The sequence below is a fragment of the Rheinheimera sp. genome (assembly GCF_030824435.1).
Lineage (GTDB): Bacteria > Pseudomonadota > Gammaproteobacteria > Enterobacterales > Alteromonadaceae > Pararheinheimera.
In genome coordinates this window covers 1-19,530 of record NZ_JAVBXS010000075.1, presented here as the reverse complement: position 1 = coordinate 19,530, position 19,530 = coordinate 1, and the positions used below count along the sequence as shown (strand labels likewise).

At 48.0% G+C, this 19,530-nt stretch carries 15 protein-coding genes and 1 pseudogene; 10 read left to right on the top strand and 6 right to left on the bottom strand.

Annotated features, from left to right (window positions below):
• Nucleotides 1–82 precede the first annotated feature (82 nt).
• Both RCH83_RS13505 and RCH83_RS13500 read right to left on the bottom strand, forming a co-directional pair.
• Nucleotides 83–1,783, bottom strand: coding sequence for a methyl-accepting chemotaxis protein (locus RCH83_RS13505; RefSeq protein WP_306522960.1), 1,701 nt, complete (start codon nucleotides 1,781–1,783; stop codon nucleotides 83–85).
• A gap of 185 nt (nucleotides 1,784–1,968) precedes the next feature.
• Complete coding sequence (locus RCH83_RS13500; RefSeq protein WP_306522958.1) at nucleotides 1,969–2,820, bottom strand: universal stress protein; 852 nt, start codon at nucleotides 2,818–2,820, stop codon at nucleotides 1,969–1,971.
• 173 nt (nucleotides 2,821–2,993) lie between these two features.
• Between RCH83_RS13500 and RCH83_RS13495 the strand changes: the two genes are divergently transcribed.
• The 3 genes from RCH83_RS13495 (at nucleotide 2,994) to RCH83_RS13485 (ending at nucleotide 5,682) form a co-directional block, all read left to right on the top strand.
• Nucleotides 2,994–3,911 carry a pirin family protein gene (locus tag RCH83_RS13495; protein WP_306522956.1) on the top strand — a complete coding sequence of 306 codons (918 nt, stop codon included), beginning with the start codon at nucleotides 2,994–2,996 and terminating at the stop codon, nucleotides 3,909–3,911.
• 136 nt (nucleotides 3,912–4,047) lie between these two features.
• A complete protein-coding gene (locus RCH83_RS13490) occupies nucleotides 4,048–4,275 on the top strand; it encodes a DUF2798 domain-containing protein (RefSeq protein WP_306522954.1) in 228 nt (75 codons plus the stop codon).
• A 228-nt stretch (nucleotides 4,276–4,503) separates the two neighbouring features.
• A complete protein-coding gene (locus tag RCH83_RS13485; RefSeq protein ID WP_306522952.1) occupies nucleotides 4,504–5,682 on the top strand; it encodes a GGDEF domain-containing protein in 1,179 nt (392 codons plus the stop codon).
• Between the two features lie 19 nt (nucleotides 5,683–5,701).
• On the opposite strand, the gene RCH83_RS13480 is transcribed toward RCH83_RS13485, so the two are convergent.
• Nucleotides 5,702–6,364, bottom strand: a complete 663-nt coding sequence (locus tag RCH83_RS13480; RefSeq protein WP_306522950.1) for a hypothetical protein — start codon at nucleotides 6,362–6,364, stop codon at nucleotides 5,702–5,704.
• 406 nt (nucleotides 6,365–6,770) lie between these two features.
• On the opposite strand from RCH83_RS13480, the gene RCH83_RS13475 reads away from it, so the two are divergent.
• Nucleotides 6,771–7,613: a hypothetical protein gene (locus RCH83_RS13475; protein ID WP_306522948.1), complete on the top strand. Its 843-nt coding sequence runs from the start codon at nucleotides 6,771–6,773 to the stop codon at nucleotides 7,611–7,613.
• Nucleotides 7,614–7,726: 113 nt separating this feature from the next.
• Here the strand turns inward: RCH83_RS13475 and RCH83_RS13470 are convergent, their stop codons facing one another.
• On the bottom strand, nucleotides 7,727–8,443 hold the full coding sequence (locus RCH83_RS13470) for a DUF445 domain-containing protein (RefSeq protein WP_306522946.1): 717 nt from the start codon (nucleotides 8,441–8,443) through the stop codon (nucleotides 7,727–7,729).
• Nucleotides 8,444–8,647: 204 nt separating this feature from the next.
• Here RCH83_RS13470 and RCH83_RS13465 point away from each other — a divergent pair, with 204 nt between their 5' ends.
• On the top strand, nucleotides 8,648–9,457 hold the full coding sequence (locus RCH83_RS13465) for a thioredoxin family protein (RefSeq protein ID WP_306522944.1): 810 nt from the start codon (nucleotides 8,648–8,650) through the stop codon (nucleotides 9,455–9,457).
• Between the two features lie 42 nt (nucleotides 9,458–9,499).
• Here the strand turns inward: RCH83_RS13465 and RCH83_RS13460 are convergent, their stop codons facing one another.
• Entirely contained in the window at nucleotides 9,500–9,862 is a 363-nt protein-coding gene (locus RCH83_RS13460) for an antibiotic biosynthesis monooxygenase (protein WP_306522942.1), read from the bottom strand.
• A gap of 286 nt (nucleotides 9,863–10,148) precedes the next feature.
• On the opposite strand from RCH83_RS13460, the gene RCH83_RS13455 reads away from it, so the two are divergent.
• Nucleotides 10,149–12,164, top strand: coding sequence for a hypothetical protein (locus RCH83_RS13455; RefSeq protein ID WP_306522940.1), 2,016 nt, complete (start codon nucleotides 10,149–10,151; stop codon nucleotides 12,162–12,164).
• Nucleotides 12,165–12,406: 242 nt separating this feature from the next.
• Here the strand turns inward: RCH83_RS13455 and RCH83_RS13450 are convergent, their stop codons facing one another.
• Nucleotides 12,407–13,399, bottom strand: a complete 993-nt coding sequence (locus RCH83_RS13450) for a zinc-binding dehydrogenase (RefSeq protein ID WP_306522938.1) — start codon at nucleotides 13,397–13,399, stop codon at nucleotides 12,407–12,409.
• Between the two features lie 188 nt (nucleotides 13,400–13,587).
• Between RCH83_RS13450 and RCH83_RS17640 the strand changes: the two are divergent.
• The 4 genes and pseudogenes from RCH83_RS17640 to RCH83_RS13435 all read left to right on the top strand — a co-directional run.
• A pseudogene (locus tag RCH83_RS17640) lies at nucleotides 13,588–13,830 on the top strand (winged helix-turn-helix transcriptional regulator).
• 452 nt (nucleotides 13,831–14,282) lie between these two features.
• The gene (locus RCH83_RS13445) at nucleotides 14,283–16,538 is read left to right on the top strand and encodes an RND family transporter (protein ID WP_306522936.1); all 2,256 of its coding nucleotides are present in this window, start codon (nucleotides 14,283–14,285) and stop codon (nucleotides 16,536–16,538) included.
• A 358-nt stretch (nucleotides 16,539–16,896) separates the two neighbouring features.
• Nucleotides 16,897–18,537 carry an aldehyde dehydrogenase gene (locus RCH83_RS13440; RefSeq protein ID WP_306522934.1) on the top strand — a complete coding sequence of 547 codons (1,641 nt, stop codon included), beginning with the start codon at nucleotides 16,897–16,899 and terminating at the stop codon, nucleotides 18,535–18,537.
• Nucleotides 18,534–19,530, top strand: a 997-nt coding sequence (locus RCH83_RS13435; RefSeq protein WP_306522932.1) for an acyl-CoA dehydrogenase family protein, incomplete at its 3' end; no start/stop codon positions are given. The genes RCH83_RS13440 and RCH83_RS13435, both read left to right, overlap by 4 nt.

Below are 19,530 nucleotides of genomic sequence, written 5' to 3'. Positions count from 1 at the left end.
TTTTGCCTGATGGTTTTAAACATCACTAATGACAGGATGAAAGAGTATCAGCTGCTTGTGCCGGTAACACCTCTTTTATTTGTTATAGCTGGTAACGTGACATTTCCTGCTGCATCTGGTCGGCCATCAGTTGCAGCTGATGGCTGGCACTGCTCAGCTGTTGGCTTTGGCCGGCAGTGTATTCAATGGCTGTGGCTATTTTTTCCATATTGCCGCTGATCATGGAGGACACTGTGGCCAGTTGTTCGGTGGCACTTGCCAGCTGGTCATTCACTTCAACAATGCTGGTAATTGCCGCACAAATACGTTGCAAGGCAGTACCAGCTTCATCTGAAACCTGAATGGTACTTTGGGTATCCTGTTCACTGGCCGCCATAGCCTGTACTGCGGTGCCGGCACCCTGACGGATATCTTCAATACGTTTGCTGATATCCTGGGTAGAGCTTTGTGAACGACTGGCCAGGGTGCGCACTTCATCGGCGACCACAGCAAAACCACGGCCCTGGTCACCGGCTCTGGCTGCTTCAATAGCGGCGTTCAGCGCCAGCAGATTGGTTTGTTCAGCAATACCGCGGATCACGTCAGTCACAATGCCAACGGCTTCACCATGACGATTCAGTTCAGTGATAAGTACGGCCACTTCGTGCAGTTTGTGCCCCAAAGTGCTGATGGCATTTTTGGTTTGAGATACCGCCTGCTCGCCATGTGCGGCTTCGGCAGTGGCATCCCGGGTAGCCTGCGCAGCTGTGGTGGCGCTGCGTGCCATGTCTTCACAGGTTGTGGACATCTGGTGTACAGCTGTGGCCACCTGTGTGGTCTGGTGCATCACATCCTGCAAAGTGTGTTGGCTCTGTGCACTGTGTTGTTCAAGTTCAGTGGCTTGTTTTGCCAGTTGGATGGACAGACTACGTTGTTGCTGAATAACCTCAGCCAAAGATCTGGCCAACTGTTGCAGCGCAAATAACAAACTTTGTGGATCTGCCTGTTGTTGCTGCATCAGCCGGAAGTCGCCCGCAGCCACCTGTTGCACCATGGCTACCGCAGTGGTGACTTCACAACCCAGCAGTTTTAAAATCCAGCGCCGGATAAACAAAGCCAAACCAACAGTTAAAACCAACAACAGCAAAATTACGCCGCCCAGTTTTAACGCAAAACTACGAAACTCCGCCTGCACATCGTCAATATAAATACCAGAACCCAACAGCCAGCCCCAGGGTTTAAAAGCACTGACAAAAGACAGTTTTAAATAAAGTTCGGTGCTGACGCCACCTGATACAAGCGGTTTAGGCCATTGATATTCAACAAAACCTTTGTCAAAACGAGTAACTACCTCTACCGCACTGCTAAACAAATTGGCATTGCTCAGCGGCGCGGCAAAGCTGCCATCGCTGTTGCGCATTAAGGTGGCTCTGTTAAAGCTGTCTTTATTCAGTACAGTACCGTCCAGTGCCGGTACTGTCGGGTGCATAATCATTTTGGGTTGTGGTTTGGTTAAATCGTTGATCCAAACATATTCTGTACCCGAATAACGCAGTGCCCTGATGGCAGCTATCGCCTGTTGTTGTGCCTGTTCCCGGCTTAACTCACCTTGTGTTTCCAATTGATGGTAATGCGCCAGCAGCGAATAGGCACTGTCGACCACGGCCTGTACCTTACTTTCCCGACCGTGCATCAGACTGTTTTGTAATGATGTTAAAGTGACAAAAATAACCAGCACAAAACCCAGCAGCGTTAACAATGGAATTAATAACAGCCGGCCGCCTACAGTGGTAAAAAATGCCATAACTCCCTCCAGTCTGATGTGACTGCGGTGGCAGCCAGCATAAATGGATCCGGTTCAATCATAGCGGCTGGTATTGTTTTTGCCTTTGCCAGCTTTGTGGTTACAAAGTGGGTCAAACACAACAGTAGCCACTTTTTGTCTTTGATATTGAGATGACGTTTTGTTTGTTTGTTTGTTTGTTTTGTTTATGGTGCCGGTTTAACCACCAGCACATCGGTATGTAAACGTGTTAACACTTTTTCGGCGGTGTTTCCCAACAACAAACCCGACAAACCTTTACGGCCAATACTACCCATCACCACCAGAGAAGCTTTGAGATTTTTACTAAGCTGCTGAATTTCCTGCTCAACCACACCGGCCTGCAGATGAATTTGGTAGTCGGTTAATTGTTCCGCCGCGGCAAAGGCCTCCAGTTTGGCCAACAAGGCCGGAGCAGATTTTTCCAGCACAGCAGCGCCAGAGGTTAAATCCAGATCCTGCAACACCGGGTTTACCGGCACCACCTGCACCAGATGTAAAGTAGCGCCATCATGCCGGGCGATACGCCAGGCAAATTCGGTGACTTTACGGTTCAACTCTTGTTGTACCGGGCTGACGTTAAGCAAATCAACGGTCGCCAATACAGATTTTTGCTGACGTTGTGGTTGGTTGCTAACCAATAACAGCGGGATTGGTAAATGACGGATCAGTTGCCAGTCGGTGGGGGTATAAAATAATTGTTCAGTGCGATGGCCTGACTTTATCACCAGATCATAATGTTGACCGGCACAAATTTCGCTGACCCAGTTGGCTATATTGTCCTGATGCACGGCAAAAACTTTATGGGGGGCTTCTGATAGCTGATGTGCTGACAAACTTTGTTCTACCAACTCAGCGATAGTGGTGGTATTGCTGATCCCGGTTTTTTGAATGGTGTCATGACTGATAAAAGCCACAAAATGAAAAGTGACGGCATTGCCTTTTAACAATGAAGCCGCTTTATCCAGCATCGGCAGCACATTATTTGTGAATTCCCAAATAATCAGTATCTTACGCATTTTCACCTCCTGCCAAATACCAAAACCCTAGCCGCTGTCAGTGCCATGGTCAAATATTGGGCCTGACAATCTGATATTAAACAGGCACAAGGATTTGAAATCCGCTGGCGCCAGGCACTTGTCCTGGTCCAGAATACAACCAAAGCACCGACTGCCAAAGTACAGGAACAATGATGCAAAAAACTGACACAGCGTTATTACCGCAGCAGGGGGAACAGGCCGGAAACTCTGCAGCCATCACCCAGATTATCCAGCCCAGAATGGCTGATTTGGGTGAGTTTTCAGTGCGCCGTTTATTGCCGGTGAAAGAGCGCAAAACCATTGGTCCCTGGATCTTTTTTGATGAAATGGGCCCGGCAGATTTTGCCGTTGGTTCGGGCATTTCGGTGCGGCCGCATCCGCATATTGGGCTGGCGACAGTCACTTATTTATTTAGTGGTGAAATATTGCACCGGGATTCACTGGGCACAGTGCAGGTGATCCGGCCGGGTGATATCAATCTGATGGTGGCAGGTAAAGGCATAGTGCATTCGGAGCGGGAAAGGCCGGAGCTTAAAGCCAGCGCCCACAGTTTACATGGTTTACAGCTGTGGCTGGCATTGCCTTTGGCGCATGAAGAAACTGAACCGGCTTTTTATCATTTTCCGGCGGCCAGCATTCCGGCGTTTGAGGTGCAGGGTGTTTCGGTGCGGGTGATGATCGGCAGTGCTTATGGTGTGACATCTCCTGTACCGCAGTTCTCCACCACTTTATATCTGGAGGCTTTTTTAGCGCCGGGTCAAAAACTGCTGTTACCTCAAGCTGCAGAGCTTGGCCTTTATCTGTTGTCTGGTCAGCTGCAAATGGCGGGAACTGCATTGCAACCTCAGACGTTGACTGTGCTGGGCGCAGATGCTGTGGTTGAAGTGGAAGCTTTCACTGCAGCACGGATCGCCTTGATTGGTGGTGATGCCATAGGGCAGCGTTTTATCAATTGGAATTTTGTGTCCAGCAGTAAAGAACGTATTGAACAGGCCAAACAAGATTGGCAGGCCGGCCGTTTTCCGAAAGTACCAGGTGACGAAACGGAATTTATTCCATATCCGGCCTGAAGTTTGGTTTGATAAGCGACGTTGTTTGGTAAATCGGCTAAGATAACCGCCTTTTTATGCCGGCATTGTTGTGGGGGCAACCCTACTGCAAGTCAGGGTGTTTGCAGTGCTTTCTGATGGTCAAAGGTAAATTGTTGTGATCCCAAATAAGTATCAGCATATTGTATTTGCGTTTTTTATGGCTTTGTTGATGTCCTGCCTGATGTCGCTGGTGATCAGTTTGTTTAATGTCGGGCTGGTGGCCAATATTCTGCAGATCTGGCTCAAAGCCTGGTTGTTTGCTTTTGTGGTGGCTTTTCCGGCAGTGATGCTGGTGGCACCTGTGGTCAGGCGTCTGGTAAATAAAGTGGTAAAAGCCCGCTAAAACCTGATGGTGGCTGTTTGTTGTTGTCTGATGTTTTGTACCGGGTGCAGTGGCATTGCGGCTCGTGTCGTAAGTTGCGCTCGGCAAGCTTTGGCGCAGCTTCGCCTCTGCTATTTCCTACTTTAGGAAAGTCTGTTAGAGTAAATTTCCGCATGGTGAGCGGAGCTTTTCAGCCGGGCAGGTATGATGGCCTGGTGTGGAAAATTGCATGAATACAGGGAGTGTGTCGTGGATTCTTTTACCTTACAGATAGCCTCGGCGCTGGCCAGCGCCATTATGATGGTCAGCCTGTTTTTGTTATACCGTGCCAGCCCCCGCGAGTTGTGTCTGCTCGACTGGACAGCTGCCGGTGTATTGTTTTTCCTGCGTAATTGCCTTGGTATCACAGTGTTTGTGCCGCAGCTGGCGGTATTTGCTTCCGGTGCTGTGGTTAATGCTTTATATCTGGCTGCTCATGCGGCCATTCTGGTCGGGGTCAGGCGCCATCTGGGGTTATGGCCGGGCTGGCCACTGGTCGGGGTATTGGCGCTGCTGGTGGTTGTGGTCAATCTGGTGCCTGTGGTGCAGCAGTCGGTCCCTTTGCGTTTATTATTAATGCTCCCGCTGGTGTTATTGGTTTGCCTGTTGACGGTTTACACCTTATGGAGTGCTCCCGATCCGCAAATGCGCAGTGTTTATCTGCCTTTGCTGGTGATTGAATTGTTGTTTAGCGCTCAGGTGTTGCTGAAGATTGTGATAGTGGCACTGGACCCAACAATGTCGTTATCCCAGTCTGGTAATGAACTGCTGCAAACTTCAGGTTATCTCGCCATGTCTGCTTTTATTATGTTAACCACCATGGCTTGTGCACTGATAGTGATTAGACGCCAGGAGCTGGAACTGCGCCGGGCTTCGGACACAGATCCGCTGACCGGCTGGTTAAACCGCCGGGCGCTGCAACGTATTGCCAGTCACGAGTTTGCCAGAGCAGAACGAACCGGGCAGCCTTGTGCCATGTTAACTTTTGATATTGATCATTTTAAGAAAATTAACGACAGCCATGGCCATGCGATAGGGGATGAGGCTTTATTGCATGTCACTACTCTGGCGCAGGATGTGATGCGTGGTTATGACTATCTGTTCCGTATTGGTGGTGAGGAGTTTGTGGTATTGCTGACCGATGTGCAGGGCACAGAACTTGGTGTTGTTGCGGCTCGGCTCAGACATAAAATTCTGCAACATCCGCTGCACAGAGCACAGCAGCAAATTAATATCACCATCAGTATTGGTTATGCAGAGCGGCAACTGAATGAAGACTGGCAAGCGGTATTAGACAGGGCGGACCGGGCTTTGTATCACGCCAAACAACATGGCCGCGACAGGGTCAGTTTTTATAACAACCACAATGTGTTGGAATGGCTGCGCTGATGCGCAGCCTTTACCAGGTTCAGGCTTTGCGGTTGCGCCGCAATAAGGCCAGTGCCGGCACTGCAGCAAAAAATAACCAGAGTGGTGAAGGTGCTGCAACAGCTAAAGGTGGTACTGCCTGAGGTTTCAGATCCGCAATATAATAAAACTTTGCGCCATTACCGTTAAAAAGCTCCCACATTTCCCACCAGCCAGCGGTGTTCTGGCCAGACTTTTTATAATCTGCAATCACATTGTTTGCCTGACTGGATTTGTTCAGCGTAAAAGAAACCGCAAAAACGTCTATTGCCGCTATTTCTCTAAAATCAATACTTTGCGGGCCTGTATGAATACAGGTTTGTCCTTGCGCGTTATAGTTGCGGTTCAGCAACTCGCGCCCATCCATATAAGCCTGGTAATTGCCGTTGGCAGAACGGGTGACACAGCCGCTGTTGGCAAAACTCAGGTTCACCATGGAGCTGAAATTAATGTTGCTGAAGTCCCAATAAGAGCGGGTGCCGCTGGCCAGATATTTAATATTCAGGGTGTCGCCAACCGCCAGGTTGGTACCGAATAATTCCTGTCCTGTCAGCAGTTTAAAGTTACTGCCGTCATAGCTGTATTCGATGTTGATCACAGCTGCATGTGACAGGCCGGACATAACAAAGGCAAACAAGGTCAAAACGAGGTGGATGATTTTCACGGCTACTGCTTCCTTTATTACAACAATAACAACAATTCAGGGCTGGTCAAACCAGAGTTATTTTTAAGCAAGTTATATTCCACAAAATTTTTATTGTTCATTATCAGTTGCTTGGAAAATAAACCTTATGAAGGTTCAGATGTTTTTACAGCTTTTGTAAAGAAAGCTGTCAGTGCAATGTCAGTTTAGACTGCGGCTGCTGCATGCAGTTGTCTGGCATCAGGCTGACAAAATGAGTCTGGTGCAGTACCGCATCTTTTGCAACAGTGTTGGCATTGTTAAAAACCTTGTATATTGCCGTGGTCCTGCTTTTGCCACAGCGGCAATGTTGGATAAAACATAATATAAACAAGATGATGTTGTTGCAGTGCCAATGGTTGTGCTGCCAGCTTTTACAGGGACAGGTATGAGGTATTTTTCCGTTGTAGCAACTTTTCTGCTGTTGTTATCGCCCGATGTGTTGGCGGCTGACAGTCAGTTCAGTGTGAACAAATGTGCCGCGCTTGAAGCGGAACGTATGGCAATTCAGGCCAAAATGCGTCGTGGTTATGACGTCAGTGAATACAACTGGCTCAATGGGCGTGAGCTGAAATTATTTAATTTGCAGGCACGGCATTGTGTCAACCCGATACCGGACGAACAAGCGGCTGCTGCTTATCTTGCACCTGATCAGCAACAGCGCCAACGTCAGCAACAAGCTGAAATCACCACAAACTTTCCGATGATGCAAGCCAATAACGCCGTATTTACCGGCGCCAAGGCCAAAGCATGGGATGTGTTTTATCAGATGCCGGTGCAGTGCAGGGTGCATCAGCAACAAGCTGAAGATTTTGTATTTTGTGCCGAAGATAAATTGCGCCAGCGTCAGGCTTTTTTGCAACAGTGGCAGCAGCACGCTGGGGCTGGTACAGTATTGGCCGGTACAACAAAAAGCAGTTTAGATAAAAACACCACACCACAGTCGCACCAGGCCAGCAGCAGAAGTGGGTTTCACTCGTCGACAGTCGCTGACAGGCAGTCTTACCTGTCTGAACGCATCCTGACGGTTTATAATACGTCGTCACAGCAGTTACAGAGCAAACAAACTGATTCGCAGGCTGAGTTTAAGTCTCCGCCAAATTCTTCCCGCGAGCCGGTGATGACCCAGTTGCAAATGAATAACTCTGCCAAATTACAACAGTTGAGCGGCCTTGGACTCGGCGCTTTGTTGGTGTTTTTATGGATGAGCTGGTGGTTATGGCGCCGTTAACAAGCTCAAATCTGAGCTCTGTCTGCAGTATTGTTTATCACCAACAAGTACAACAGTAAAATGGCCGTGCAGGCATACTGCCCGGCCATCACTTGCTGACAGTTTTTTGCAGTTTAAACCACTGTCGGCACTAAGCTGCTGACTAAGCCAATAGCAGCACCAAAAACACCCCCCCAAACCACCAGCCAACCCAGATGTTGTGCAATCAGTTGTTGCATCAGTTCTTTGACCAGCTGCGGTGTCAGCTCATCCAGTCTTGCCTGCACCAGAGCGGCAATTTTGGGTTGCAGCTGACTGAGATTATCATCGGAAGCAAGTTGTTGTTGCAGCTGTTGTTGTACTTCAGGGCTGTCGGCCAGTTCAATTAAAGCGGCACGCAGGTTGTCGACAAAAGGTTGTTGTAATGGCAACAGCATCTGAGCACCTCCAAACATCGCCAGCATGCCACCCAAAGATGACTTTTGCACTGTGTCGAGCAATGCAGTAAAAGCCGGATTTAAATCAATGGCTTCAATCACAGGTTGTAACTTCAGTTGCAAAGGTTCGTTGCCGGCTGTGGCAGCACTTAATCTGCTGAAATTGTCCTGGCTGAAAAACTGCTGCATCAACATCTGATGTAACGCCTGTTTTAATTCGGCAAAACGCGCCGGTATCACACCAGAGCCATATAACAACGGCACTTTTTCAAACAACATATGGACGGCAAGCCAGTTCGTGATGGCGCCGGAAAAGGCAAATAAACCCATAGTCCAGAGCCAGGGTAAAGCCAGCAAGTAGCCGGCAGCCATAGCCAATAATGACAGCAGATTGGTGATTAGACTTTTATTCATAATTTTTCCCGGGAAAAACAACAACGCAATTTTAGGGAGCTGTTGACAGAACAACAACAGGCTTGTGATTCTACATCAGCCCAATCAGTTCAGATAGTTATTGACTTGAGCCACCGACTCGCCAAAAAGTTGTGGCGCCAGGCGATCAAAGATAATGTTGTCACACAGCTTCAGATGTTGAGTGTGTTTTGTAAGGAGTGACCCGTGTTGTATAAAGGTTTGTTGTATAAAAGCTTATTGTTAGTGATGAGCCTGCTGGGTTTGATGGTGCAGAGTCACGCCGCTGCAGCTTTTGGTTTTTTGCCGGAGCAGCAGGTGTTAAAAATCTTGCCGGCTTTAGAACAACAAGCACAAAAAGAACAAAAACTGTTGTTATTGGTGCTTGGTGCCAACTGGTGTCATGACAGTGTGGCTTTGCTGAAAACATTTAATGAACCGGCCATGTCAGCAGCATTGCAGCAACGTTTTGCCATGGCTTTTGTTGATGTGGGTTATCTGGAATCTGGTGCTGCCACTGCGGCGCGTTACCGGCAGCCTTTGTATTACGGCACACCGACAGTGCTGATTATTGCGCCCGGTAGTGGCCAGCTGCTGAATAAGGCCGATGTAATGCACTGGACCAATGCTGCTTCTTTAAAACTGCCGGACTATCAGCAGTATTTTTTACAGCGTGATTTTGTGCAGCAGTTTGCCGATACAGAGCGGCAGCTGGCCGGCATCAATCCGTTGGTGCTGCAGCAAATTAACCAGTTTGAGCAACAACAGGCGGCCACTCTGGCGCTGGCGTATCAACAACTTGGGCCTTTATTAAAGGCGTATAAAGAGTCGGGGCAGGCGGCAAGCGCCGAATTTAAGTTATTGTGGGACAAAATAAAAACCTTTCGCAGCAGCATTTTGCCCGAAGTACAACAGCTGCAGCAGCAAGCCGCGCAGCTGGCACAAGGCGAAAGTCTGAAGTTGCCAAAAGTTGCCACTACAGCTTTATGGCAAGCGCCAGTTACAGCTAAACCCTGACATCAGGTTTTGTGTTTTAAACCGCTGTTGCCGGGCAACCACTCAGCAGGAGCTAAGCTCTTGCTGAGTTGCATAAGCGTGGGTTGACGCCAGTTGTGATAATGCCTGTTCAGTGAAAAAACCACCCTGAATTTCACCATACTCTATTGGGTTAGCCGCCACAAAATATTGCCGGCGCAATAAGGCCTGAAGTTGTTGATAAGCGGCTGAATCTAACATTTGTTGTGCAGCTTCGTTGTTATGCCAATAACTGACAAACTGCAGTTGATGACCGTGTTGTAAAAAACTAACCCCCAAACAGCCTCTTTGTTGCTTAAAAAACTGCAATACCCTGGTATTGGCATAAGCCTCAAACTCTGATTGTTGGCCGGGTAAAATAGCGGCCTGCCATAACAATATCTTCATGTTGTTCCCTCCAGCTGCTGCTTTTTTTCAGGTTAAACCTTGCCCTCATGGCAAGGTCAAGCAGACATTTGCAAAAAATTCTTCAAGGCGAAAATGGCTGGCCTGTGGCAGAAAATTATTTTGTTTTTGCCTATTGACCTTGCCATGGTGGGAAACTTTAGCGTGACGTCACTTCAAGTTGTTGTGCCTCTCACAGCGGGCAGCGCAATGAGCTTGTAAGCAAACAAACTGCCTCCTGAACTGATTTCGAAAGAGTGCAAAGTTTCATCTTTTTGGAGTGTCGAACATGTTTAATCTGACAACATCATTGCGGTTGTTTTATCTGGCAAGTCTGCTGATTCTGGCGGGTTGTGGCGAATCGGTTCGTGATCAGAAACCAACAATAAAGTTAGGGGCAGAAACGGCAATTAAAGAAGGCCGCAGCGCTGTGGCCTCGGCGCAAGTGACTGACGATAAAGGCGGTTATCAAATCAGCTGGAAACAATTGTCTGGTCCAAAGCTGCAGCTCAGTAACAGCACTAGCCCAAATCTGACAGTAACAGCACCAGAGTTATCAGCGGACGCTGTGGCAATGTTGCAAATTTCAGTCACCGATAGTGCCGGGCACATTGTGACTGCAGATTTAAAGGTGACATTGCACAACAATCAGCTGCCAACAATCAAAGCTGCATTTTCAGTGTTAAATGAAAAATCCCAGACAGAGCTCCAGCTGGAAGTTGCAGATCCTGACGGGCAAATTCAGGCAGTAAAATGGACACAACTTTCAGGTCCGCAATTAACCTTCAGCCAGAATCAAGGTGTCAGCGTTCAGGTGCAAACCCCGGCCATCAGCAAAGTGGAAACCGCCATTGTCCGGCTTGAAGCCAGCGATGATGACGGCGAAACCCTGGTGCTGGACAAATCGATACGTCTTGAACCTTTGTGGCAAGAAGTGGATGTAACAGGCATGCTGGCCGCAAAAGAAATGGCAGGTGCGCAGGTATTGGCCGCTGTTAATGGTGAATCATTTAGCACTTATGCTTCTGCAGATGCAAGATTTCAGCTGAAACTGAAAATTGATGACGATGCAAACAACGATATGGTGTTACTACGGGCTATTTCTCCGACTAAAACAGGCATGGAATTGTGGTTAACTGTGCCGGCAGTGCTGGCGCAGCACAACCGCGAAGCCTACAACCTTACGCCTCACAGCACGGCAATTCTGGCTTTATCTGTGCGGGCAAACAAAGGCATATTGCCGGGCAATAAAGCAGATTTATCCCGGCTGGAAACTATGCTTTATGGCTCTGAGGTGGCAGAAGCGGCAGTGCTGATTGCCGCTTATGCCGAACAACACAAGCTCAGTTTGCCCTCCGGTATTGTGAATACAGTGATAGATCAGCCTTCCTACCAGAGTTATCGTCAGCATATGACCGAACATGAAGCAGAGTTATTGGCGCAACTGCACATGAGCTTGCCACAACAGGGTTTTAGTGCCGTTGATTTAACCAGCAAAGACATGCTGAGTGGATTGAGGTTGTTATGGCAGGAAGATGCCGGTTCAGCGCTGATGCCAGACGGATTTTATGTATTGGAACCCACAATGAACGGCCAGATGGCAGATCCGCAGGCCAGTTATCCTGTCCGCTGGAGTGTTCTGGCCGGTGCCATGCAACTGGTTGCAGATACCAGCAAGTTACCGCTTTATCAGACCAGGGTAGATAATCCGGACTTGGCATTAAGTGCGGAACAGGTAGCAGCACTGAGGGCCGGTGGCATTGAGCAATTGTATGTACGCATCACCGGAAGTTGGGAAAGGTTTGTGAAGCTCAGTCATGGCGCCGGTCTGCACTTATTTTTGCAGATCAAAAATGTTCAGTATCAGCCTGAACCCCTGGTACTGCATGGGCAAAACCTGAAGTTTCCCGCTGTGGATATTCAAACGGAAAGTTACGTTTGGGGTTCAGTGTTGTATCCGGACACTGTATCAGCGACTGAACAAGAACTCAGCGGTACCTGGTTGTTGCCATTGTTTGAGGCCGGTACTGAGCTGGGAGCTGCACTGTTTAAGCAGCAGGAATTGGTGTTACAGCCATCAGGCAGGGGTTTTATCCGTCATACCAATACCAGTTTTCACTGGAGCAGCTTTGTTGATCCGGCTGAAGGACCCATAGTGCGTTTTAGTTTCAGCAATCATTCAAGCCTGGATATCCGCTTGCTGAAAAAAACCAATGAAGGTTTTCAGGTAGACTTATTTGCCAAAGATCATCAGGGAAAATGGCTGGCGGCGCAAAAGGCAAGCTTCATCCGGCGAGTTGAATAATCACACTATGTAACAATGAAAGAGCAATATTTGACGGGTGGCTGGTTTTGTTTTTATCTGAATAAGCTGATAGCGGTTAGTTTTTCGTATCAGCTTGATTTACCCCAAGTGTTTTTAATTGTGTGTCCTATAGCCGGGATTGAAATGTAGTACACAATTCCTTGTGAAATATAAAAAGCCAGGTGTGTGTTTGTTGTTAACCTGGCATTTGTATTTCCCCTATATTTTTTGAGGGATTTTAATTATGTATATTTTATGACTATCTTTCCAATTATTTTTTGCTGTTGTAATAATTCATGGGCATGCTGAATATTGTTCGCTGTTAACCCGGTGATTATCTGTGTTGTTGTATTTTTAATTGCACCATCGTCGACTAATGACGAAAGTAAAGATAATAATGTTTGTTGTCTTTTCCTGCCATCGGCTGTGTTTTGAATGCGTGTAAAAACAAATTCAAAACCAATACTGACACTTTTGGCCATTAACAACTGAATATGATGTTCACGGTTTGAACTGGACAATAGGATAATATGGCCAAAAGGAGCAGCTAAACGCACCATGTCCGCAAAGTATTTATCGGTGTCGTGGGCGCAGACTATTGATGCAAACTGATCGGGTTGCAACGAAGCCAATGCCTGATGGCTGATCACTGTTGTTGCGCCCATTGTCAGGCACCAGCGCTGACTTTCTTCGCGACTTGCAGTGGCAACCACAGGGATGCCCCAAAGCTTGCACAGTTGCAGCAATATTGAACCTACACCACCGGCGCCGTTGATCAATAACAAAGGGCGTGCTGCATTTTGTGCACACTTTTCAGGAAGATAAGCCAGTTTATCCAGCAAAAGCTCTAAAGCGGTCAGGCCAGTCAGAGGTAAACTTGCTGCTTCAGCCGGAGCAAGACTTTTTGGTGCAGGGACAAGCAGATTTTTATCGACGACCTGGTACTCTGACTGACAACCGTCAACTAAGGTGCTTCCCAGATACCATACAATCTGCTGTTTATTATCTATGCCTTGTGTTGAAACATCAGATACTATTTCGGCAACGGCATCCCAGCCCAATACTTTACTTGTTTCTCCTTCCGCTAATTTTGATGCAAATTTATAATCAACAGGATTAACTGAGCTTGCCAATACTTTTACAAGATATTGATCATCCTTTGGTATTGGTATCTGGTGTTCATTTTCATTCCAAAGCAGGCTGCCATGAAGTCTGGTTGCTGTTATTGTTTTCATCATCGCCCTTCTTGCTGTTGATTTATAAATCATAGCATGCGGATAATTAAAGAGAAGAGTGCACAAATTTGTCAGTCAGGTACAAAAAGTATACTTATGAGAGATAAAATATGTGAGTGAAATCCGGATACAGACTGTGGGAATAGGTAGCTGTTAGGTTTATTTTTGGTGAATTAAAAGGTTTTATTTTGTATCATTTGCAGGCTGGCACCTTAAGGTTTAATCAGCTGTTTAAGTTAATGCCACAGGTGACACAACAGATCTTAACCCGGCAGCTCAGAGAGTGAGAGAGCGATGCTGTAGTCTGCAGAACCCAAGATGCTGAAATTCCTCCGCGGGTTGAATACAGTCTGACCAGTCAGGGGAGAAGTCTTGCGAAAATTTTGCAGCTGTTAAAAATCTGGGGTGAACAGCAGTTGAAAGGGCGCTGAGATGGCATAAGCTAGCTCTTGTCTGGTCGTCAGATGGCGTTTCGGCCGAGCCGGCGGAGCACAGTTTTATCTACTTCATCTCACGTGTGAGATCGTGATGGCATTATTGCGTTCAGACTCCTTGTGTTGTGTTGTGCCGGGGTTGGTGCTGGTTTGGTTTTCCGGCATCTGTAAAATAATTGTTCTACAACTGCAGAATTTCAGTTATGTTATCGCCGCTTCCCGTTGCAGATATTACACAATAACAAAGCTGTTTATTTTGTTATGCCTTTTGTGTCTCTTTATCAGGCCGGGCATGCTTGCTGTGATGCAGGCAACCACTGGGTATTATTTTTAGGTTATTAAATCTGATGACAGCTGTGAGTATTTGGCAATTATTAATCCATAGGCGCAAGCTGACGCTGCTGCTTTTTCTGAGCCTTTGTTGTCTGTTGAGCGCAGGCGCCGCCAAATTGACATTTCGTGGCGATTACCGCACCTTTTTTAAACCAGATAATCCGCAGTTGCTTGCTTATGAACGCATGCAGAAACAGTTTAATAAAAATGACAATTTGCTGATTGGTATTGCTCCGCAACAAGGCGATATTTTTACACCACAACATCTGAAGTTGCTTCATCAATTGACCGAAGAATTGTGGCAAACACCCTATTCAATCCGCGTCGATTCACTGAGCAATTTTCAGCATACCGAAGGGCGGCAGGACGAGCTGATCGTGGCTTCGTTAATTGATGATCCGCAGCAGCTGACGCCGGCAGCCATCAGTAGGGTGCGACAAATCAGCTTGCAGGAGCCTTTATTATTACGCCGGCTGATCTCGGAAGATGCCACTGTTGCCGCCGTGAATATTTCGTTGCAGTTCCCTGATGCTATTGCAGATGCCCATATCCGGCAGAGTTATTTGCATGTTGAAGCTGTGTTGCAAAAATACCGGCAACTGTACCCACAAGTCAGTTTTTATCAGACGGGTGTAGTTGCGATGAATTATTCGTTTTCATTAGAAGCTGAACAGGACTCGATGCGGCTGATCCCTGTGATGTTCCTGACCATTATTCTGATGTTGATTTGGCTGCTCAGATCTTCAACTGCCGCGCTGGCAACAGTAGTGGTGATTGTCAGTACTATCGCCATCACTATGGGTTTTGCCGGCTGGGCAGGTTTTTTTATCAGTGTGACAACGGTGAATGTGCCGATTTTTATTATGACGTTGGCGGTTTCTGACAGTGTACATCTGGTGTCAGCGATGCAGCATGCCCAAAGACAAGGTATGGCAAAAGAGCAGGCGGTGCAGCATGCGCTTGAGCATAATTTCAGCCCGGTCATTATTACCAGCGTCACCACAGCTATAGGTTTTTTAACCCTTAACTTTTCCGAAGTGCCGATACTACAGGATCTGGGGAACTTAACAGCTGTTGGGGTGATGATTGCCTGTGTGCTCAGCCTGACTATTTTGCCTGTTCTGCTTTTGTTATTGCCTGCGCCGCTACAGAATGCAAAAGCGGACCATAAATCTATGCTGCTGCTGGCTGCTATGGTGACACGTTGGCGGGGTGGGTTGTTGTGGTTTGGCCTGGTGGTTACGCTGTTGTGTGGTGTGGCAGTCAGCTTTAACAAAGTGAATGATGAACCGCTTAAATATTTTTCACCGGCCACCCAATTCAGGCAGGCAAATGACTTTATGGAGCAGCATATGTCACCTGCCATGAGCATTGATATTATGCTGGAATCCGGCAAAGCCAGTGGTATCAACGATGCTGCTTATCTTGCTGCATTACAGGACTTTAGCCAGTGGCTGGCAACACAACCTGAAGTCACCCATGTGGTCAGCCTCACTGATATCTATAAACGGCTGAATAAAAACATGAATGGTGATTTGCCCCAATTTTACCAGTTACCGCAGCAACAACAATTGGCGGCGCAGTATCTGCTGTTGTATGAAATGTCGTTGCCTTTTGGGCTTGATCTGAACAATTTGGTGGATATTGATAAAAGTGCGGGCAAAACCAGCGCCACTATCCGTAATCTGGGCAGCAAAGAGCTGGTTGCGCTGGAACAGCGTATTGCACAATATCTGCAGCAGCATCAGCCATACGCTTTTACTATTTCCGGTGCAGCCCTGATGTTTGCCCATATCAGCGAACAGAATATGCAGTCGATGTTGTGGACACTGCCGCTGACCCTAGTGTTAATTTCGTTGTTGCTGGTGGTGATTTTCCGCAGTTGGCGTATTGGTTTTTTCAGTTTTTTGTCCAATCTGGTGCCGGCCGTTATTGGGTTTGGCGTCTGGGGTTTGTATAAAGGCGAAATTAATCTGGGTTTGTCAGTGGTGGCTGGTATTTCGCTTGGCATTATTGTTGATGACACTGTGCATTTTCTCTGTAACTACCAAAAAGTCAGGGCGCAAGGCGCCAGCACCTTTCAGGCCGTGCATTATACGCTGAACAAGGTGGGCCGGGCTTTGTGGTCAACCTCTGTGGTATTGATTGCCGGGTTTGGCGTGTTAATTTTCTCAGGCTTTCGGCTTAATGCCGACATGGGATTATTAACGGCCTTGATTATCTTTTTTGCGTTAGTGGTTTGTATGATTTTGTTTCCGGCATTTTTGTTGTGTTACGACGGCCGCAAGGAGGCAAAAACCGGCACTGAGCCGCAGAACTTTGATCTGGCGGCGTCGGAAGAAAACAACATCAGTCCACCCCAAAGGGGCTGAGCCTGTTGCAGTCAGCTGAGGCTGCACATTGACACAGTTAGTGTGTCTGGTGACGAAGATAAAGTGACAGAGGATGTTCACTCTGGCACTCAGGAGTTTTTGACCCATGCCAGCAGGCATGGCCTTTAAAAATGGATGGAAAAGTGGTTGCGCTGACGGCAGTCGTCCGGCATATCAAATTGAACGGCCAGCAACAAGCTGTGTTGTCGCCTTAGAGCGGTGCAGCACAGAATGTTCAGAACATTCAATAGTGCTGAGCAGTGTCAATCAGGCATTCCATAAATGTAAAACCAGGATGTTCAGCAACGAAATAAAATTTCGTTTTGGCCGTCGCGAAAGAACTGAGATTGGAATATTTATGCGTTCATACAACTCTTATATTGCAGGTACAGATCAACCTTCAACGTCGTGGGTCTATTCCATACGGGCTTCTGCGGTGCTGCAGGATTTTGTCGCCAGCGTGAAGTTAAAACGGGGGCTGGAAAAAGGGCTGCGGGACGATGGGGCGGACCATCAAGATGTGGTTGCCCGTTGTGCCATCAGCACCCAGCAGCAGCTGGACGAAGCTTTGGTTCGCGCTAAAGAGGCTGCACCAGCCTGGGCGGCATTTCCGTTGGAAAAACGTCTGGAATTAGCCCGGCGTTTTCATCTGGAAGTGAAAAAGAGAAAACAGGAATTTATTGATGTGCTGGTGGCTGAAGGTCACCCCCGCAAGCTAGCTGAATGGGAAGTCGCCGGTATACTGCAATGTTCCTCCTTTGAATCGCTGGAGTTGTGGGAGCGGCAGCTGTACGAAGAACGTAAAATTGGGCCACGCAAGTTGTTGTTGGTGCGTAAACCCGATGGTGTTGTGGTGCTGAGCCCACCACAAAATGCAGCAGCGTCAAATTCGGTGGGGGGTCTTGCAGTGCTGGTTGCCGGCAATTGTCTGGTGGTAAAAGCTCCACGCAGTTGTGCTTTTGGTGTGATGTATGTCTGGCGCGAGATTGTAGCGCCAATTCTGGAAGAGTTGGGGGCGCCACCAGGTGTGCTGAGTATAGTGTGCGGGAATTCCGGCAATATTCTGCAGCAATGGATGGACAGCCCTTTAGTAAACGACATTTTTTATTTTGGCAGCAGTCAGCGTGGTATCCAGCTTGGCATTGATGCCGTTGCCTGTGGCAAAAAACCAATTCTGGAACTGGCAGGCAAAGACGGTTGTGTGGTGTGGCAGGATGCTGATCTGGAAAAAGCCGTTGAAATGCTGACCGAATGTTTTTTTGGTTCGGGTCAGATTTGTATGGTGCCTAAATACGCCATTATTCACCCTGCTATTGCTGAGCAGCTGATCAGCATGCTGGTTGCCAAAGTGGCGCAGATCAAACCAGGATACCCGGAAGATCCGGAGGTGCTGTTATCCCCTGTACTGCGGGCAGACGAATATTTTAAATATCTGAAAGAGTCTGTAGAGGCCGGTGCCACTATTCTGAGCGGCGGGCACAGAGTGGAGCTTGATGGTGCCATTTCTGCCACTGGTCCATTTATAGCGCCAACGCTGGTCAAAGTGGCGGGCCTGAAAAAAGCACGCAGTATGTCCAGTGTTTCGGATGAAACTTTTTTCCCATTACTACCGTTGATAGTGCCTGAAGCCGACCATGAACTGCTGCTCACAGAGGTGATTCAGTTTATTAATGAAAACCAATATGGCCTGCGTAATTCATTCTGGACCGGCAGCCAGGCGGTGATTGAGCAGCTTGTGCGGACAGTGACCAATGGTGGTTTGTTAAAAATTAACGACTCGCATATCGGTTTTACCCCCTGGCTGGCCACTCATGGTGGTACTGGTTTGACGGGCGGACCTTTTGGCGAACTCAATTATCCTTTGTTACGTTCTTCCCATCTGCAGGGCATCAGTATTGCCGAAGGGGTGCAGCCCCGGCTGGCAGTATTTGAATCGACATCTTTTCAGGAAGAAAAACACAAGGTAATTGCTGTTGATGATTGTGTGAGGATGGTATGAGACTGTTAGCTACTGAACGTGCTGCATTGGAACGTTTTTTACCCGGACTGGACGCCAGGCTGGCCACTTTGCCGTTGCAGGACCTGGAAAGTCCGGGAAACCCGGCTTTGCGCTGGTACAAAGAAGCCGGCGGCGCCGGATTATTGATTGCCGAAATTCATGGTGGTAAAGGTGCAACAGCGGCCCAGGCCGCTCAGTTAACCCGTGCTCTGGCGGCTCGTTCACCTTCGCTGGCGCTGGCCACCACTATGCATCAGTTTTCGGTTGCCAGTTTAAAAGCATTGGCTGAATCCAGTGATGGCCCTGAGTGGATGTTGCTTGATGGGATAGCAAGGGATAAACGTCTGATGTCATCGGCTTTTGCCGAAGGTCACAGCGGACAGAGTATTCTGGCGCCAACAATGAAAGCGGTGTGGGATGGCAAAAACTGGCGCGTTACCGGCAGAAAACAACCTTGCAGCCTGTCCCGTTCTATGGATTTGTTGACAACAAGTCTGGTACTGGAACATCCGGAAAAAGGCATCAGCACAGGTGTGGCTTTGATCCCTTCGCAGTCTGCCGGTATTTCGGTAGAACCCTTCTGGGGCTCCTGGATTTTGGCCGGTGCAGAATCGGACGCTGTAATACTGGAAGATGTGGAAGTTCACCCGGATTTAGTGTTTGAGCTCAGTGCAGAATTACAATCAGCCGACAATGATTTGCAGACTTTGGGTTATGTCTGGTTTGAAATTTTGCTGACGGCCTGTTATCTCGGCATCGCCGCCGCTTTGGTTGAAAAAGTGATGACGGCAGGGCGTGGCACTATTCAGGACAGAACCAACCTTTGTATCAAACTGGAAAGCTCCAATATGCTGGTGGACACAGTGGCGGCAAATCTGGACCGGGGTGACTTTGGTAAAGACGCTTTATCCAGAGCCTTAGTGACCCGTTTTGCCGTGGCCGACAATATCCAGGCAATGGTGGCGAAGTCTGTTGAGTTGTTGGGGGGCATGG

Bases quoted from the DNA above. Each gene is read 5' to 3' on its own strand.
- RCH83_RS13505 (WP_306522960.1), bottom strand. From the start codon at position 1,783: ATGGCATTTTTTACCACTGTAGGCGGCCGGCTGTTATTAATTCCATTG.
- RCH83_RS13500 (WP_306522958.1), bottom strand. From the start codon at position 2,820: ATGCGTAAGATACTGATTATTTGGGAATTCACAAATAATGTGCTGCCG.
- RCH83_RS13495 (WP_306522956.1), top strand. From the start codon at position 2,994: ATGCAAAAAACTGACACAGCGTTATTACCGCAGCAGGGGGAACAGGCC.
- RCH83_RS13475 (WP_306522948.1), top strand. From the start codon at position 6,771: ATGAGGTATTTTTCCGTTGTAGCAACTTTTCTGCTGTTGTTATCGCCC.
- RCH83_RS13470 (WP_306522946.1), bottom strand. From the start codon at position 8,443: ATGAATAAAAGTCTAATCACCAATCTGCTGTCATTATTGGCTATGGCT.
- RCH83_RS13460 (WP_306522942.1), bottom strand. From the start codon at position 9,862: ATGAAGATATTGTTATGGCAGGCCGCTATTTTACCCGGCCAACAATCA.
- RCH83_RS13455 (WP_306522940.1), top strand. From the start codon at position 10,149: ATGTTTAATCTGACAACATCATTGCGGTTGTTTTATCTGGCAAGTCTG.
- RCH83_RS13450 (WP_306522938.1), bottom strand. From the start codon at position 13,399: ATGAAAACAATAACAGCAACCAGACTTCATGGCAGCCTGCTTTGGAAT.
- RCH83_RS13440 (WP_306522934.1), top strand. From the start codon at position 16,897: ATGCGTTCATACAACTCTTATATTGCAGGTACAGATCAACCTTCAACG.